The sequence below is a fragment of the Pseudomonas sichuanensis genome, assembly GCF_003231305.1.
Lineage (GTDB): Bacteria > Pseudomonadota > Gammaproteobacteria > Pseudomonadales > Pseudomonadaceae > Aquipseudomonas > Aquipseudomonas sichuanensis.
Map to the genome: position 1 here is coordinate 57,225 of NZ_QKVM01000020.1, position 17,829 is coordinate 75,053.

15 protein-coding genes are annotated in these 17,829 nt (G+C 64.0%); all 15 read left to right on the forward strand.

Annotated elements, in window-relative coordinates; translation table 11 throughout:
* Nucleotides 1-211 precede the first annotated feature (211 nt).
* Nucleotides 212-1,537: an isocitrate lyase gene (gene aceA, locus DM373_RS12785; protein WP_023630475.1), complete on the forward strand. Its 1,326-nt coding sequence runs from the start codon at nt 212-214 to the stop codon at nt 1,535-1,537.
* A 181-nt stretch (nt 1,538-1,718) separates the two neighbouring features.
* The gene (locus DM373_RS12790; protein ID WP_110993933.1) at nt 1,719-2,381 is read left to right on the forward strand and encodes a lysoplasmalogenase; all 663 of its coding nucleotides are present in this window, start codon (nt 1,719-1,721) and stop codon (nt 2,379-2,381) included.
* 380 nt (nt 2,382-2,761) lie between these two features.
* Entirely contained in the window at nt 2,762-3,175 is a 414-nt protein-coding gene (locus DM373_RS12795; protein ID WP_110993934.1) for an NADH-quinone oxidoreductase subunit A, read from the forward strand.
* A 9-nt stretch (nt 3,176-3,184) separates the two neighbouring features.
* Nucleotides 3,185-3,862: a NuoB/complex I 20 kDa subunit family protein gene (locus DM373_RS12800; RefSeq protein WP_008096180.1), complete on the forward strand. Its 678-nt coding sequence runs from the start codon at nt 3,185-3,187 to the stop codon at nt 3,860-3,862.
* A gap of 79 nt (nt 3,863-3,941) precedes the next feature.
* Nucleotides 3,942-5,723, forward strand: a complete 1,782-nt coding sequence (gene nuoC, locus DM373_RS12805; protein ID WP_110993935.1) for an NADH-quinone oxidoreductase subunit C/D — start codon at nt 3,942-3,944, stop codon at nt 5,721-5,723.
* Between the two features lie 2 nt (nt 5,724-5,725).
* Complete coding sequence (gene nuoE / locus DM373_RS12810) at nt 5,726-6,223, forward strand: NADH-quinone oxidoreductase subunit NuoE (protein WP_012313767.1); 498 nt, start codon at nt 5,726-5,728, stop codon at nt 6,221-6,223.
* Nucleotides 6,220-7,596: an NADH-quinone oxidoreductase subunit NuoF gene (nuoF, locus tag DM373_RS12815; protein ID WP_110993936.1), complete on the forward strand. Its 1,377-nt coding sequence runs from the start codon at nt 6,220-6,222 to the stop codon at nt 7,594-7,596. The genes nuoE and nuoF overlap by 4 nt, the downstream gene beginning before the upstream one ends.
* Nucleotides 7,597-7,729: 133 nt before the next feature.
* The gene (nuoG, locus tag DM373_RS12820) at nt 7,730-10,444 is read left to right on the forward strand and encodes an NADH-quinone oxidoreductase subunit NuoG (protein WP_110993937.1); all 2,715 of its coding nucleotides are present in this window, start codon (nt 7,730-7,732) and stop codon (nt 10,442-10,444) included.
* Nucleotides 10,441-11,448 (forward strand): NADH-quinone oxidoreductase subunit NuoH, encoded by a 1,008-nt coding sequence (gene nuoH / locus DM373_RS12825; RefSeq protein ID WP_110993938.1) that lies wholly within the window; start codon nt 10,441-10,443, stop codon nt 11,446-11,448. The genes nuoG and nuoH overlap by 4 nt, the downstream gene beginning before the upstream one ends.
* 11 nt (nt 11,449-11,459) lie before the next feature.
* Nucleotides 11,460-12,008: an NADH-quinone oxidoreductase subunit NuoI gene (nuoI, locus tag DM373_RS12830; protein WP_011534620.1), complete on the forward strand. Its 549-nt coding sequence runs from the start codon at nt 11,460-11,462 to the stop codon at nt 12,006-12,008.
* Nucleotides 12,009-12,018: 10 nt separating this feature from the next.
* Complete coding sequence (nuoJ, locus tag DM373_RS12835) at nt 12,019-12,519, forward strand: NADH-quinone oxidoreductase subunit J (protein WP_110993939.1); 501 nt, start codon at nt 12,019-12,021, stop codon at nt 12,517-12,519.
* A gap of 3 nt (nt 12,520-12,522) precedes the next feature.
* Nucleotides 12,523-12,831, forward strand: a complete 309-nt coding sequence (nuoK, locus tag DM373_RS12840; protein WP_008096201.1) for an NADH-quinone oxidoreductase subunit NuoK — start codon at nt 12,523-12,525, stop codon at nt 12,829-12,831.
* Nucleotides 12,828-14,681, forward strand: a complete 1,854-nt coding sequence (gene nuoL, locus DM373_RS12845; RefSeq protein WP_110993940.1) for an NADH-quinone oxidoreductase subunit L — start codon at nt 12,828-12,830, stop codon at nt 14,679-14,681. Before nuoK ends, nuoL begins: the two co-directional genes overlap by 4 nt.
* A gap of 43 nt (nt 14,682-14,724) precedes the next feature.
* Nucleotides 14,725-16,257 (forward strand): NADH-quinone oxidoreductase subunit M, encoded by a 1,533-nt coding sequence (gene nuoM / locus DM373_RS12850; RefSeq protein WP_110993941.1) that lies wholly within the window; start codon nt 14,725-14,727, stop codon nt 16,255-16,257.
* 7 nt (nt 16,258-16,264) lie between these two features.
* The gene (gene nuoN, locus DM373_RS12855) at nt 16,265-17,734 is read left to right on the forward strand and encodes an NADH-quinone oxidoreductase subunit NuoN (protein ID WP_110993942.1); all 1,470 of its coding nucleotides are present in this window, start codon (nt 16,265-16,267) and stop codon (nt 17,732-17,734) included.
* Nucleotides 17,735-17,829 lie beyond the last annotated feature (95 nt).

Below are 17,829 nucleotides of genomic sequence, written 5' to 3' on the forward strand. Positions count from 1 at the left end.
TCATCAGCAATCGCGTAGCACCGCAGCACGGCATCCACGAGCCAATCTGCAGCGCACGCCTTCGCCCGGCCTGCACACCCTTCCCCCCCTTCGAGCCTTCTGCGTTCGCCGCCGCACTCCCCCGGACAGGACAGCCGCCCGGCCCTCTGACCCGCGTTTGTCGAGCATCAGCACAATTACACTCAAGATCGATGCGACGAGGTTTATTTCCATGGCACTGACACGCGAACAGCAAATTGCAGCCCTCGAGAAAGACTGGGCCGAAAACCCGCGCTGGAAAGGCGTGACCCGTACCTACACCGCCGCTGATGTCGTTCGCCTGCGTGGCTCGCTGCAACCGGAGCACACCCTGGCTCGCCAGGGCGCAGAGAAACTGTGGAAGCTGGTCACCCAAGGTGCCCACCCGTCCTTCCGCCCAGAAAAAGATTTCGTCAACTGCATGGGCGCCCTGACCGGCGGCCAGGCAGTGCAGCAGGTCAAGGCCGGCATCCAGGCCATCTACCTGTCCGGCTGGCAGGTTGCCGCCGACAACAACTCGGCCGAATCGATGTACCCCGACCAGTCGCTGTACCCGGTCGACTCGGTACCGACCGTGGTCAAGCGCATCAACAACTCGTTCCGCCGCGCCGACCAGATCCAGTGGAAAGCCGGCAAGAACCCGGGCGACGAAGGCTACATCGACTACTTCGCGCCGATCGTGGCTGACGCCGAAGCCGGTTTCGGCGGCGTGCTGAACGCCTACGAGCTGATGAAGAACATGATCGAAGCGGGCGCCGCCGGCGTGCACTTCGAAGACCAGCTGGCCTCGGTGAAAAAATGCGGCCACATGGGCGGCAAGGTACTGGTACCGACCCAGGAAGCCGTACAGAAGCTGGTGGCTGCCCGCTTGGCCGCCGACGTTGCCGGTGTACCGACCATCATCCTGGCCCGTACCGACGCCAACGCCGCCGACCTGCTGACCAGCGACTGCGACCCGTACGACCAGCCGTTCGTGATCGGCGACCGTACCCGTGAAGGCTTCTACAAAGTCCGCGCCGGCCTCGACCAGGCCATCTCCCGCGGCCTGGCCTACGCGCCGTATGCCGACCTGATCTGGTGCGAAACCGCCAAGCCGGACCTGGACGAGGCCCGTCGCTTCGCCGAAGCGATCAAGAAGGAATACCCGGACCAGCTGCTGTCGTACAACTGCTCGCCTTCCTTCAACTGGAAGAAGAACCTGGACGACGCCACCATCGCCAAGTTCCAGCGCGAACTGTCGGCCATGGGCTACAAGCATCAGTTCATCACCCTGGCCGGCATCCACAACATGTGGCACGGCATGTTCAACCTGGCGCACGACTACGCCCGCAACGACATGACCGCCTACGTGAAGCTGCAGGAGCAGGAATTCGCCGACGCCAGCAAAGGCTACACCTTCGTGGCGCACCAGCAGGAAGTGGGCACCGGCTACTTCGACGACATGACCACCGTGATCCAGGGTGGCGCTTCGTCGGTGACCGCACTGACCGGTTCGACCGAGGAAGAGCAGTTCCACTGAGTTTGGTGAACTGTTGAAAAATAAGGCCCGGGGCTTGTGAAAGCCCGGGCCTTTCTTGTTGCCTGTGTCGACCTCATCGCGGGGCAAGCCCGCTCCCACATGGAGCCCGCGATAGGGCCGGCACAGGCAATACTGCAGATCAGGTCTATCCTTGTGGCAGCCCAGCCAGCAAGGACCGCCCATGCCCCGTCCAAGCCACCTGATCCTGATCGCCGTCGCAGCCGCTGCCCTCTATCTATATGCACTGGCCAGCGACAACGCCCTGCTCGGCCTGCTGGTCAAACCCATTCCGGTACTGGCCCTGATCGCCTGGCTGAGCACCACACCCGCCACCCCTTACCGTCGCTGGATCATGATCGGCCTGGCCTTCTCGGTACTCGGCGACATCCTCCTGGCCATCCCCCGCGACCTGTTCGTGTTCGGCCTGGCCGCGTTCCTGTGCGCCCACCTCGCCTACCTGCGCGGTTACTGCAGCCTGACCCTGCGCCCGGCCTACCCCTCGCTGGCACTCGCACTGCTGGTGGGCGGCTCGCTGTTCGGCCTGCTCGCCAGCCACGGCCTGGGCCCACTGCTGATCCCGGTGGCGCTGTATGCCCTGGCGATCGGCTGCATGCTCTGGCGCGCCCTGGCCTGTGGTGGCGTCGCAGCACTGGGCGCCTGCGCCTTCGTATTCTCCGACAGCCTGATCGGCATCGACCGCTTCGTCAGCCCGTTTGCCGCCGCCCAGTACCTGATCATCCTGCTCTACTGGCTCGGCCAGTGGCTGATCGCCGCCTCGGTCATTCGCGCCCCAACCTGCGAAGCATTGACCCAGAGCGGTACGCGCGAGCTTGGAAGCTGCTAGAACGAGCGTTTTTCGCATTTGCAAGTGGCGAGGCCGCCCAATGAACTTTGCAAGGCTCAGAACTGCTAAATCAATACAGCTCAATCCAAATGATATTAATTATCATTACACAACTAAGCCGTCATTACGTCGAGTAAGAAACATAATTAACAAAACCGCACGCAATGCCCGAAACTCAAGGGTTTCAGCCAGTTACGAACGGTTTTTGTTCTTAAACCTACGAATAAATTTGCAACGGAAATTTTACTTGCACCGGGTTTACCCATAAAATCAGCGCGATTGATTCAGCTGCGACATTTGGTCACTGCGCCTGCGACACCGCGTCGCCGCTTTACTTATTTCAGACTTCAGAGCTGGGTCTCTGTATAAGGATTTCTAGCATGTCCGATTCGGCAGGACTCATGGCCCACAACTGGGGCTTTGCCATCTTCCTCCTGGGTGTCGTCGGCCTGTGCGCCTTCATGCTCGGCCTGTCCAGCCTGCTCGGTAGCAAGGCCTGGGGTCGCGCCAAGAACGAACCCTTCGAATCCGGCATGCTGCCCGTCGGCAGCGCCCGTCTGCGCCTGTCCGCCAAATTCTATCTGGTCGCGATGCTGTTCGTGATCTTCGATATCGAAGCCCTCTTCCTGTATGCATGGTCTGTGTCCGTCCGCGAAAGCGGCTGGACCGGATTCGTCGAAGCACTCGTTTTCATAGCAATTCTGTTGGCAGGTCTTGTCTACCTATGGCGCGTCGGGGCGCTCGATTGGGCTCCCGAAGGTCGCCGCAAGCGGCAAGCGAAGCTGAAACAATGAGGCTTTGGCATGCAATACAATCTCACCAGAATCGATCCGGATGCGCCCAACGAGCAGTACCCGGTCGGTGAACGGGAAACCGTCACCGATCAACTGCTAGAGGACCAGGTCCACAAGAACATCTACATGGGGAAACTCGAAGATGTGCTGCGTGGCGCGGTCAACTGGGGTCGCAAGAACTCCCTCTGGCCGTACAACTTCGGCCTGTCCTGCTGCTACGTGGAAATGACCACGGCCTTCACGGCGCCCCACGACATCGCCCGCTTCGGCGCCGAAGTCATCCGGGCCTCGCCGCGCCAGGCCGACTTCATGGTCATCGCCGGTACCTGCTTCGTGAAGATGGCGCCGATCATCCAGCGCCTGTACGAGCAGATGCTCGAGCCCAAGTGGGTCATCTCCATGGGTTCGTGCGCCAACTCCGGCGGCATGTACGACATCTACTCGGTCGTTCAAGGGGTCGACAAGTTCCTCCCCGTGGACGTGTACGTGCCTGGCTGCCCGCCACGCCCCGAGGCGTTCCTGCAAGGCTTGATGCTGCTGCAGGAGTCGATCGGCCAGGAGCGACGCCCGCTTTCCTGGGTTGTCGGCGATCAAGGCATTTACCGTGCCGAGATGCCTGCCCAGAAAGACCTGCGTCGCGAACAGCGTATCGCGGTAACCAACCTGCGCAGCCCCGACGAAGTCTGATCCAGCGACCTGCCGCCCGCTCCCCCTGGAGCCGGCGGCCTGGCTTCATTCTTAACGTTGACCCAAAGCGACCGAGACCATGACAGCGGACAACGCTATTTATATTCCGCCTTACAAGGCTGACGACCAGGATGTGGTCGTCGAACTGCACAACCGATTCGGCGCCGACGCTTTCGTCGCCCAGGAAACCCGCACCGGCATGCCGGTACTGTGGGTCAAGCGTGCCCAGCTCAAAGAAATCCTGACCTTCCTGCGCAACGTCGCCAAGCCGTACAGCATGCTGTACGACCTGCACGGCGTGGACGAGCGCCTGCGCACCCAGCGCCGCGGCCTGCCGGCTGCCGACTTCAGCGTGTTCTACCACCTGCTGTCGATCGAACGTAACAGCGACGTGATGATCAAGGTGTCGCTGAGCGAAGGCGACCTCAACCTGCCCACCGTCACCGGCATCTGGCCCAACGCCAACTGGTACGAGCGTGAAGTGTGGGACATGTTCGGCATCGACTTTGCCGGCCACCCGCACCTGACCCGCATCATGATGCCGCCGACCTGGGAAGGTCACCCGCTGCGCAAGGACTTCCCGGCCCGTGCCACCGAGTTCGACCCCTACAGCCTCACGCTCGCCAAGCAGCAGCTTGAAGAAGAGTCGGCGCGCTTCAACCCCGAAGCCTGGGGCATGAAGCGTTCGGGCGCCAACGAGGACTACATGTTCCTCAACCTTGGCCCGAACCACCCGTCCGCCCACGGTGCCTTCCGTATCGTCCTGCAGCTGGACGGCGAAGAGATCGTCGACTGCGTCCCGGACATCGGCTACCACCACCGTGGCGCCGAGAAGATGGCCGAGCGCCAGTCCTGGCACAGCTTCATCCCCTACACCGACCGTATCGACTACCTCGGCGGGGTGATGAACAACCTGCCGTACGTGATGGCGGTAGAGAAGCTGGCCGGCATCCAGGTGCCGCAGAAAGTCGACGTGATTCGCGTCATGCTCGCCGAATTCTTCCGCATCACCAGCCACCTGCTGTTCCTGGGTACCTATATCCAGGACGTCGGCGCCATGACTCCGGTGTTCTTCACCTTCACCGACCGCCAGCGCGCCTACACCGTGATCGAGGCGATCACCGGTTTCCGCCTGCACCCGGCCTGGTACCGCATCGGTGGCGTGGCCCACGACCTGCCGCGCGGCTGGGACAAGCTGGTCAAGGACTTCGTCGAATGGCTGCCCAAGCGCCTGGACGAATACACCAAGGCTGCCCTGCAGAACAGCATCCTCAAAGGCCGTACCATCGGCGTCGCCGCCTACAACACCAAAGAGGCCCTGGAATGGGGCACCACCGGTGCCGGCCTGCGTTCGACCGGTTGCGACTTCGACCTGCGTAAAGCCCGCCCCTACTCCGGCTACGAGAACTTCGAGTTCGAAGTACCGCTGGCCCACAACGGCGATGCCTACGATCGCTGCATGGTCCGCGTCGAGGAGATGCGCCAGAGTATCCGCATCATCGACCAGTGCATGCGCAACATGCCGGAAGGCCCGTACAAGGCGGATCACCCGCTGACCACGCCGCCGCCGAAAGAGCGCACCCTGCAGCACATCGAGACCCTGATCACCCACTTCCTGCAAGTCTCGTGGGGCCCGGTCATGCCGGCCAACGAGTCGTTCCAGATGATCGAGGCGACCAAGGGCATCAACAGTTACTACCTGACGAGCGATGGCGGCACCATGAGCTACCGCACCCGGATCCGTACCCCGAGCTACCCGCACCTGCAGCAGATCCCTTCGGTGATCAAAGGCAGCATGGTCGCGGACCTGATCGCGTACCTGGGCAGTATCGACTTCGTTATGGCTGACGTGGACCGCTAAGCATGAACAGCACGCTTATCCAAACCGACCGTTTCGCCCTGAGCGAAACCGAGCGCTCGGCCATCGAGCACGAGATGCACCACTACGAGGACCCGCGCGCGGCGTCCATCGAAGCCCTCAAGATCGTGCAGAAAGAGCGCGGCTGGGTGCCGGACGGCGCCATCTACGCCATCGGCGAAGTACTGGGCATCCCCGCCAGCGACGTCGAGGGTGTGGCCACCTTCTACAGCCAGATCTTCCGCCAGCCGGTTGGCCGCCACATCATCCGCGTGTGCGACAGCATGGTCTGCTACATCGGCGGCCACGAGTCCGTGGTCAGCCAGATCCAGAGCGAGCTGGGCATCGGCCTCGGCCAGACCACCGCCGACGGGCGTTTCACCCTGCTGCCGGTGTGCTGCCTGGGTAACTGCGACAAGGCCCCGGCGCTGATGATCGACGACGACACCTTTGGCGACGTGCAACCTGCCGGCGTCTCCAAGCTGCTGGAGGGTTACGTATGACCATCACTTCCTTCGGCCCGGCCAACCGCATTGCGCGCAGCGCCGAAACCCACCCGCTGACCTGGCGCCTGCGTGACGACGGCGAGCCGGTCTGGCTGGCCGAGTACGAGTCCAAGAACGGCTATGCCGCCGCGCGCAAGGCGCTGGCCGACATGTCCGCCGACGACATCGTGCAGAGCGTCAAGGACTCCGGCCTCAAGGGCCGTGGCGGCGCAGGCTTCCCCACTGGCGTGAAGTGGGGCCTGATGCCCAAAGACGAATCCATGAACATCCGCTACCTGCTGTGCAACGCGGATGAAATGGAGCCCAACACCTGGAAAGACCGCATGCTGATGGAGCAACAGCCCCATCTGCTGGTCGAAGGCATGCTGATCAGTGCCCGCGCGCTGAAGGCCTACCGCGGCTACATCTTCCTGCGTGGCGAATACACCACCGCGGCGAAGAACCTCAATCGCGCCATCGACGAAGCCAAGGCCGCAGGCCTTCTGGGCAAGAACATCCTCGGTTCGGGCTTTGACTTCGAGCTGTTCGTGCATACCGGTGCCGGGCGCTACATCTGCGGTGAAGAAACCGCACTGATCAACTCCCTCGAAGGCCGCCGCGCCAACCCGCGCTCCAAGCCGCCCTTCCCTGCCGCCGTCGGCGTGTGGGGCAAGCCGACTTGCGTGAACAACGTCGAGACCCTGTGCAACGTGCCGGCCATCGTCGCCAACGGCAACGACTGGTACAAGTCGCTGGCCCGTGAAGGCAGCGAAGACCACGGCACCAAGCTGATGGGCTTCTCCGGCAAGGTGAAGAACCCGGGCCTGTGGGAGCTGCCGTTCGGCGTCACCGCCCGCGAGCTGTTCGAAGACTACGCCGGTGGCATGCGCGACGGCTTCAAGCTCAAGTGCTGGCAGCCAGGCGGCGCCGGTACCGGCTTCCTGCTGCCCGAGCACCTCGATGCACAGATGTACGCCGGTGGCATCGCCAAGGTCGGCACCCGTATGGGTACGGGCCTGGCCATGGCGGTGGACGACAGCGTCAACATGGTTTCGCTGCTGCGCAACATGGAAGAGTTCTTCGCCCGCGAATCGTGCGGCTGGTGCACCCCATGCCGTGACGGCCTGCCGTGGAGCGTGAAGATGCTGCGCGCCCTGGAGAACGGCCAGGGCCGCGCCGAAGACATCGAGACCCTGCTGGGTCTGGTCAACTTCCTCGGCCCAGGCCGCACCTTCTGTGCTCACGCACCGGGTGCCGTCGAGCCATTGGGCAGTGCCATCAAATACTTCCGCTCGGAGTTCGAGGCCGGTGTCGCTCCCGCTAACGCGGGAGACACCCTGCGCCCGAACCTTTCCGTTAACAAGAGCGGGCCGATCGTGGTCGGCGCATAACAAGATGAAACAGCGGATGGTCCGTGCCATCCGCCAGCCCGCTGGCCGGCCCGAACGATTCGTGGCTGGCCGCAGGCTCACCGATTTCCATTAGCCACGCCCGCTCACGCGGGCCAACGAAGAACTTTGAACAATGGCCACTATCCACGTAGACGGCAAAGCGCTCGAAGTCAACGGTGCGGACAACCTGTTACAGGCGTGTCTGTCACTCGGCCTCGACATCCCCTATTTCTGCTGGCACCCGGCGCTCGGTAGCGTCGGCGCCTGCCGGCAGTGCGCGGTCAAGCAGTACACCGACGAGAACGACACCCGTGGTCGTATCGTCATGTCCTGCATGACCCCGGCCTCCGACGGCACCTGGATCTCCATCGACGACGAAGAGTCCAAGGCGTTCCGCGCCAGCGTCGTCGAATGGCTGATGACCAACCACCCGCACGACTGCCCGGTGTGCGAGGAAGGCGGTCACTGCCACCTGCAGGACATGACGGTAATGACCGGCCACAACGAGCGCCGCTACCGTTTCACCAAGCGTACCCACCAGAACCAGGACCTCGGCCCGTTCATCGCCCACGAGATGAACCGCTGCATCGCCTGCTATCGCTGCGTGCGCTACTACAAGGACTACGCCGGCGGCACCGACCTGGGTGTGTACGGCGCCCACGACAACGTGTACTTCGGTCGCGTTGAAGACGGCGTGCTGGAAAGCGAGTTCTCCGGCAACCTCACCGAGGTCTGCCCGACCGGTGTGTTCACCGACAAGACCCACTCCGAGCGCTACAACCGCAAGTGGGACATGCAGTTTGCTCCAAGCATCTGCCATGGCTGCTCCAGCGGTTGCAACATCAGCCCGGGTGAGCGCTACGGCGAACTGCGCCGCATCGAGAACCGTTTCAACGGCTCGGTGAACCAGTACTTCCTGTGCGACCGTGGCCGCTTCGGCTATGGCTACGTCAACCGCAGCGACCGCCCACGCCAGCCGCTGCTGGCCGACGGTTCCAAGCTGTCGCTGGACGCCGCCCTGGACAAAGCCGCCGACCTGCTGCGCGGCCGCACCATCGTCGGTATCGGCTCGCCACGCGCCAGCCTCGAAAGCAACTACGGCCTGCGTGAGCTGGTCGGCGCCGAGTACTTCTACTCGGGCATGGAAGCCGGTGAACTGGCTCGCGTGCGCCTGGCGCTGAACGTGCTGAACAACAGCCCGCTGCCAGTGCCGACCCTGCGCGACATCGAAGACCACGACGCGGTGTTCGTGCTCGGCGAAGACCTCACCCAGACCGCCGCCCGTGTCGCCCTGGCCGTACGCCAGGCCACCAAGGGCAAGGCCGAAGCCATGGCCGACGCCATGCGCGTACAGCCTTGGCTGGACGCTGCGGTGAAGAACATCGGCCAGCACGCGCTGTACCCGCTGTTCATCGCATCCTTGGCTGAAACCAAGCTGGACGACGTGGCCGAAGAGTGTGTACACGCCGCTCCCGCCGACCTGGCCCGCATCGGTTTCGCCGTGGCCCACGCCATCGACCCGAGCGCCCCGGCCGTCGAAGGCCTGGACAGCGACGCCAAGGCCCTGGCCCAGCGCATCGCCGACGCCCTGGTCGCTGCCCAGCGCCCACTGGTCGTTGCCGGTACCTCGCTGGCCGACCCGGCACTGATCGAAGCCGCCGCCAACATCGCCAAGGCCCTCAAGCTGCGCGAGAAGAACGGCTCGCTGAGCCTGGTGGTGCCTGAAGCCAACAGCATCGGCCTGGCCATGCTCGGTGGCGAGTCCGTCGATGCCGCCCTGGATGCGGTCATCAGCGGCAAGGCCGACGCCATCGTCGTCCTGGAAAACGACCTGTACGCCCGCGTACCGGCCGCCAAGGTCGACGCAGCCCTGGCTGCCGCCAAGGTGGTGATCGTTGCCGACCACTCCAAAACCGCCACTGTCGACCGTGCCCACCTGGTACTGCCAGCCGCCTCGTTCGCCGAAGGCGACGGCACCCTGGTCAGCCAGGAAGGCCGTGCCCAGCGCTTCTTCCAGGTGTTCGACCCGCAGTACCTGGACAGCAGCATCCAGATCCACGAAGGCTGGCGCTGGATGCACGCCCTGCGTGCCACCCTGCTCAACAAGCCGGTGGACTGGACCCAGCTGGACCACGTCACCAGCGCCTGCGCCGAAGCCGCCCCGCAACTGGCCGGCATCGTCAACGCAGCGCCGTCCGCCGCGTTCCGCATCAAGGGCATGAAGCTGGCCCGTGAGCCGCTGCGCTACTCGGGCCGTACCGCCATGCGCGCCAACATCAGCGTGCACGAGCCGCGTACCCCGCAGGACAAGGACACCGCGTTCGCCTTCTCCATGGAAGGCTACTCGGGTTCGGCCGAGCCGCGTCAGCAGGTGCCGTTCGCCTGGTCGCCGGGTTGGAACTCGCCGCAAGCCTGGAACAAGTTCCAGGACGAGGTCGGCGGCCACCTGCGTGCCGGTGACCCGGGCGTACGCCTGATCGAATCCCAGGGCGACCGCCTGAGCTGGTTCACCGCCATCCCTGGCGCGTTCAACCCAGCCCGTGGCACCTGGACCGCGGTGCCGTTCTTCCACCTGTTCGGCAGCGAAGAGAGCTCCTCGCGCGCCGCCCCGGTGCAGGAGCGCATCCCGGCCGCCTACGTCGGCCTGGCCAAGTCCGAAGCCGACCGCCTGGGCGTCAACGACGGCGCGATGCTGAGCCTGAACGTGGCCGGTGTGTCGCTGCGCCTGCCGCTGCGTATCAATGAAGAGCTGGGCGCTGGCCTGGTTGCGTTGCCCAAAGGCCTGGCCGGCATTCCGCCCGCCATCTTCGGTGCATCCGTCGAAGGCCTGCAGGAGGCAGCACAATGAGCTGGTTCACCCCCGAAGTGATCGATGTGATCATTCAGGTCGTCAAGGCCATCGTGGTGCTGCTGGCCGTGGTGGTCTGCGGCGCGCTGCTCAGCTTCGTCGAGCGTCGCCTGCTGGGCTGGTGGCAGGACCGCTACGGTCCGAACCGCGTCGGCCCGTTCGGCATGTTCCAGATCGCAGCCGACATGCTGAAGATGTTCTTCAAGGAAGACTGGAACCCGCCCTTCGTCGACAAGATGATCTTCACCCTGGCGCCGGTCGTGGCCATGAGCGCCCTGCTGATCGGCTTCTCGATCATCCCGATCACCCCGGGCTGGGGCGTGGCCGACCTGAACATCGGCCTGCTGTTCTTCTTCGCCATGGCCGGCCTGTCGGTCTACGCCGTGCTGTTCGCCGGCTGGTCGTCGAACAACAAGTACGCCCTGCTGGGCAGCTTGCGTGCTTCGGCGCAGACCGTGTCGTACGAGGTGTTCCTGGGCCTGGCGCTGATGGGCGTGGTGGTGCAGGTGGGCTCGTTCAACATGCGCGACATCGTTGAATACCAGGCCCAGAACCTGTGGTTCATCATTCCGCAGTTCTTCGGCTTCTGCACCTTCTTCATCGCTGGCGTCGCCGTGACTCACCGTCACCCGTTCGACCAGCCGGAAGCGGAACAGGAACTGGCCGACGGCTACCACATCGAATACGCCGGCATGAAATGGGGCATGTTCTTCGTCGGTGAATACATCGGCATCATCCTGATCTCGGCGCTGCTGGTCACCCTGTTCTTCGGTGGCTGGCACGGTCCGTTCGACCTGCTGCCGCAGCTGCCGTTCTTCTGGTTCGCCCTGAAGACCGCGTTCTTCATCATGCTGTTCATCCTGCTGCGCGCCTCGATCCCGCGCCCACGCTATGACCAGGTGATGGACTTCAGCTGGAAGTTCTGCCTGCCGCTGACCCTGATCAATTTGCTGGTGACCGCTGCGATCGTGCTCTACAACACGCCAGCCGTCGCGGCCCAGTGAGGATTTGACCCATGTTCAAGTATATCGGCGACATCGTTAAGGGCACCGGCACTCAGCTGCGCAGCCTGGTGATGGTGTTCTCCCACGGGTTCCGCAAGCGCGACACCCTGCAGTACCCCGAAGAACCCGTGTACCTGCCGCCGCGCTACCGCGGCCGCATCGTCCTCACCCGCGACCCCGACGGCGAGGAGCGCTGCGTGGCGTGCAACCTCTGCGCGGTGGCCTGCCCGGTCGGCTGCATTTCGCTGCAGAAGGCCGAGACCGAGGACGGTCGTTGGTACCCCGAGTTCTTCCGCATCAACTTCTCGCGTTGCATCTTCTGCGGCCTGTGTGAAGAAGCGTGCCCGACCACCGCGATCCAGCTCACCCCGGATTTCGAAATGGCCGAGTTCAAGCGTCAGGACCTGGTGTACGAGAAAGAAGATCTGCTGATCTCCGGCCCCGGCAAGAACCCTGACTACAACTTCTACCGTGTTGCCGGTATGGCCATCGCTGGCAAGCCGAAAGGCTCTGCGCAGAACGAAGCCGAGCCGATCAACGTGAAGAGCTTGCTCCCATAAGGACAGAAAGATGGAATTCGCTTTCTACTTCGCATCCGGTGTCGCCGTTGTCTCCACGCTTCGCGTGGTGACCGGCACCAACCCGGTGCACGCCCTGCTCTACCTGATCATCTCGCTGATTTCCGTGGCGATGATCTTCTTCTCCCTCGGTGCGCCGTTCGCCGGCGCCCTGGAAGTGATCGCCTACGCCGGCGCCATCATGGTGCTGTTCGTGTTCGTGGTGATGATGCTCAACCTCGGGCCGGCCTCGGTCGCCCAGGAACGCGGCTGGCTCAAGCCCGGCATCTGGGCGGGGCCGGTGATCCTCGCCGCCCTGCTGCTGCTGGAGCTGCTGTACGTGCTGTTCGTCAGCCCGTCGGGCGCCGCCATCAGCGGTACCACCGTCAGCGCCAAAGAAGTCGGCATCAGCCTGTTCGGGCCGTACCTGCTGGTGGTCGAACTGGCCTCGATGCTGCTGCTCGCGGCAGCCGTCACCGCCTTCCACCTGGGCCGCAACGAGGCGAAGGAGTAAATCATGGGTGCTATCCCTCTCGAGCATGGTCTGGCGGTCGCCGGCATCCTGTTCTGCTTAGGTCTGGTTGGCCTGATGGTCCGCCGCAACATCCTCTTCGTGCTCATGAGCCTGGAAGTCATGATGAACGCCTCTGCCCTGGCGTTCATCGTCGCCGGTGCCCGTTGGGTCCAGCCCGACGGCCAGGTGATGTTCATTCTGGTGATCAGCCTGGCAGCCGCCGAGGCCAGCATTGGCCTGGCGATCCTGCTGCAGCTGTATCGCCGCTTCCACACTCTCGACATCGATGCTGCCAGTGAGATGCGCGGATGAACCTTATCTTCCTGACGTTCGTATTCCCCCTGATCGGCTTCCTGCTGCTGTCGTTCTCCCGTGGTCGGTTCTCGGAGAACCTGTCCGCGCTGATCGGCGTCGGCTCGGTCGGTCTGTCGGCGGCCACCGCCGCCTACGTGATCTGGCAGTTCAACGTCGCCCCGCCTGAGGGCGGTGCGTACAGCCAGCTGCTGTGGCAGTGGATGTCGGTGGACGGCTTCGCGCCGAACTTCACCCTGTACGTGGATGGCCTGTCGGTCACCATGCTGGGCGTGGTCACCGGTGTGGGCTTCCTGATCCACCTGTTCGCCTCCTGGTACATGCGTGGCGAAGCCGGTTACTCGCGCTTCTTCTCGTACACCAACCTGTTCATCGCCAGCATGCTGTTCCTGGTGCTGGGCGACAACCTGCTGTTCATCTACTTCGGCTGGGAAGGCGTGGGCCTGTGCTCGTACCTGTTGATCGGTTTCTACTACAGCAACCGCAACAACGGTAACGCAGCACTCAAGGCGTTCATCGTCACCCGCATCGGCGACGTGTTCATGGCCATCGGCCTGTTCATCCTGTTCGCCCAGCTGGGCACGCTGAACGTGCAGGAACTGCTGGTGCTGGCACCGCAGAAGTTCCAGGCCGGCGACACCTGGATGGTCCTGGCCACCCTGATGCTGCTGGGTGGCGCGGTCGGTAAATCGGCCCAGCTGCCGCTGCAGACCTGGCTGGCCGACGCGATGGCGGGCCCGACCCCGGTTTCGGCACTGATCCACGCCGCAACCATGGTGACCGCGGGCGTGTACCTGATCGCCCGTACCAACGGCCTGTTCCTGCTGGCGCCGGACGTCCTGCATCTTGTGGGCGTCGTCGGCGGTGTCACGCTTGTGCTTGCCGGCTTCGCCGCGCTGGTGCAGACCGACATCAAGCGTATCCTCGCCTACTCGACCATGAGCCAGATCGGCTACATGTTCCTGGCCCTGGGCGTAGGTGCCTGGGACGCGGCGATCTTCCACCTGATGACCCACGCCTTCTTCAAGGCCCTGCTGTTCCTTGCCTCGGGTGCGGTGATCGTTGCCTGCCACCACGAGCAGGACATCTTCAAGATGGGCGGCCTGTGGAAGAAGCTGCCGCTGGCCTACGCCAGCTTCGTGGTCGGTGGTGCCGCACTGGCCGCCCTGCCGATCCTGACCGTGGGCTTCTACTCCAAGGACGAGATCCTCTGGGAAGCCTTCGCCAGCGGCAACACCGGCCTGCTGTACGCCGGCCTGGTCGGCGCGTTCATGACCTCGCTGTACACCTTCCGCCTGATCTTCATCGCCTTCCACGGCGAAGCCAAGACCGAAGCCCATGCCGGCCACGGCATCAGCCACTGGCTGCCGCTGGGCGTGCTGATCGTGCTGTCGACCTTCATCGGCGCCTGGATCCACCCGCCGCTGGCAGGCGTGCTGCCTGAGAGCGCCGGCCACGCCGGTGGCGAAGCCAAGCACTCGCTGGAGATCGCCTCGGGCGCCATCGCCATCGCCGGTATCCTGCTGTCGGCCCTGCTGTTCCTGGGCAAGCGTCGCTTCGTCAGCAGCATCGCCAACAGTGGTATCGGTCGCGTCCTGTCGGCCTGGTGGTTCGCCGCCTGGGGCTTCGACTGGATCTACGACAAGCTGTTCGTCAAACCTTACCTGCTGATCTGCCACATCCTGCGCAAGGATCCGGTGGACCGCAGCATCGGCCTGATCCCACGGATGGCTCGCGGCGGCAACGTCGCCATGAGCAAGACCGAGACCGGCCAGCTGCGTTGGTACACCGCCTCGATCGCCGTCGGCGCCGTGCTGGTGCTGGGCGCCGTGGTAGTGGCTGCGGTATGACTATGAAGAACCTTGCGACTTTGCCAAAGGAAACCAACCCGTCATGATTTTGCCTTGGCTGATCCTGATCCCCTTCATCGGCGGCCTCCTGTGCTGGCTGGGTGAGCGCTTCGGCGCCACCCTGCCCCGCTGGATCGCGCTGCTGACCATGTCCCTGCTGCTCGGCATCGGCCTGTGGCTGTGGGCTAACGGCGACTACACCCTGGCCCCGGCGCCGGGCGCCGAACCGCACTGGGCCCTCGAATACAAGTTCGAGTGGATCAAGCGCTTCGGCATCAGCGTGCACCTGGCCCTGGACGGCCTGTCGCTGCTGATGATCCTGCTGACCGGCCTGCTCGGCGTGCTGTCGGTACTGTGCTCGTGGAAAGAGATCCAGCGCCACGTCGGCTTCTTCCACCTCAACCTGATGTGGATCCTCGGCGGCGTGGTCGGTGTGTTCCTGGCCCTGGACCTGTTCCTGTTCTTCTTCTTCTGGGAAATGATGCTGGTGCCGATGTACTTCCTCATCGCGCTCTGGGGTCACAGTTCGTCGGACGGCAAGAAGACCCGGATCTACGCGGCGACCAAGTTCTTCATCTTCACCCAGGCCAGCGGCCTGATCATGCTGGTGGCGATCCTTGGCCTGGTGCTGGTCAACTACAACACCACCGGCGTGCTGACCTTCAACTACAGCGACCTGCTCAAGGCCGAACTGCCGGCTGGCGTGGAATACGTGCTGATGCTGGGCTTCTTCATCGCCTTCGCGGTGAAGCTGCCGGTGGTGCCGTTCCACTCCTGGCTGCCTGACGCTCACGCCCAGGCACCGACCGCAGGTTCCGTGGACCTGGCGGGCATCCTGCTGAAGACGGCGGCCTACGGCCTGCTGCGCTTCGCCCTGCCGCTGTTCCCGAACGCCTCGGCCGAGTTTGCGCCGATCGCCATGACCCTGGGCCTGATCGGTATCTTCTACGGTGCCTTCCTGGCCTTCGCGCAAACCGACATCAAGCGCCTGATCGCCTTCTCCAGCGTCTCGCACATGGGCTTCGTGCTGATCGGCATCTACTCCGGCAGCCAGCAGGCCCTGCAAGGCGCGGTGATCCAGATGCTGGCCCACGGCCTGTCGGCCGCCGCGCTGTTCATCCTGTCCGGCCAGCTGTACGAGCGCCTGCATACCCGTGACATGCGCCAGATGGGTGGCCTGTGGCACCGCATCGCCTACCTGCCGGCCATCAGCCTGTTCTTCGCCGCCGCGTCGCTGGGCCTGCCAGGCACCGGCAACTTCGTCGGTGAGTTCCTGATCCTGATCGGCAGCTTCGCCCACGTACCGTGGATCACCGTGATCGCCACCACCGGCCTGGTATTCGGTTCGGTCTACTCGCTGATCATGATCCACCGCGCCTACTTCGGCCCGGCCAAGGCCGACACCGTGCTGGCCGGCATGGACACCCGCGAGATGGTCATGGTGCTGGGCCTGGCTGGCCTGCTGATCCTGCTGGGCGTGTATCCGCAGCCGTTCCTCGACACCTCTGCCGCCACCATGAGCGGTGTGCAGCAGTGGCTCGGTTCCGCTTTCACTCAACTCGCTTCGGCCCGGTAAGAGCGCTATGGAATTCACCACTCAACACTTCATCGCATTGGCGCCGATGCTGATCACCACCATCACCACGGTGGTGGTGATGCTGGCGATCGCCTGGAAGCGCAACCACTCGCAGACGTTCCTGCTGTCCACCGTGGGCCTGAACCTGGCCCTGCTGTCGATCCTGCCGGCACTGAAGGTTGCACCGCTGGCGGTGACTTCGCTGGTCACCATCGACAAGTTCGCCTGCCTGTACATGGCCATCGTGCTGGTGGCGACGCTGGCCTGCGTGACCCTCGCCCACGCTTATCTGGGCGAAGGCTCCAAGGGCTTCCCGGGCAACCGTGAAGAGCTTTACCTGCTGCTGCTGATGTCGGCACTGGGCGGCCTGGTGCTGGTCAGCGCCAACCACCTGGCCGGCCTGTTCATCGGCCTGGAGCTGCTGTCGGTGCCGGTCTACGGCCTGGTGGCGTATGCGTTCTTCAACAAGCGCTCGCTGGAAGCCGGCATCAAGTACATGGTGCTGTCGGCCGCCGGTTCTGCCTTCCTGCTGTTCGGCATGGCGCTGCTGTACGCCGACGCCGGCAGCTTGACCTTCGATCAGCTGGGCAAAGCCCTGGCCGCCACCAGCATGCCAAGCCTGCTGGCCCAGCTGGGCCTGGGCATGATGCTGGTCGGCCTGGCGTTCAAGCTGTCGCTGGTGCCGTTCCACCTGTGGACCCCGGATGTGTACGAAGGCGCCCCGGCGCCGGTGGCCGCATTCCTGGCCACCGCCAGCAAGGTCGCGGTGTTCGCCGTGGTCGTGCGCCTGTTCATGCTCTCCCCTGCCGCCAGCAGCGGCGTGCTGAGCACCGTACTGGCGGTCATCGCCGTGGCCTCGATCCTGATCGGCAACCTGCTGGCGCTGACCCAGAGCAACCTCAAGCGCCTGCTCGGTTACTCGTCCATCGCCCACTTCGGCTACCTGGTCATCGCCCTGGTCGCCAGCAAGGGCCTGGCCATGGAAGCCATGGGTGTGTACCTGGTCACCTACGTGATCACCAGCCTCGGCGCCTTCGGCGTGATCACCCTGATGTCCTCGCCCTACGCCGGCCGTGACGCCGACGCCCTATACGAGTACCGCGGCCTGTTCTGGCGCCGTCCGTACCTGACCGCGGTGCTGACCGTGATGATGCTGTCGCTGGCGGGTATCCCGCTGACGGCGGGCTTCATCGGCAAGTTCTACATCATCGCCACCGGTGTCGAGTCGCAGCTGTGGTGGCTGGTCGGCGCCCTGGTGCTGGGCAGTGCCATCGGCGTGTACTACTACCTGCGCGTCATGGTCACCCTGTACCTGGTCGAGCCGAACCTGCGTCGCCACGACGCCCCGCTGAAGTGGGAACAGCGCACCGGCGGCGTGATGCTGCTGGCCATCGCCATTCTTGCCTTCGTGCTGGGTGTGTACCCGCAGCCACTGCTGGAAATGGTGCAACAGGCTGGCCTGCAACTGATCGGTTGATCGGCTGCTAGCGTCACCAGAAACCCCGCCTCGGCGGGGTTTCTTTTTTGGGGCCCTATTGCGACCGAGCCGTGGGAGCGGGCTTGCCCCGCGAT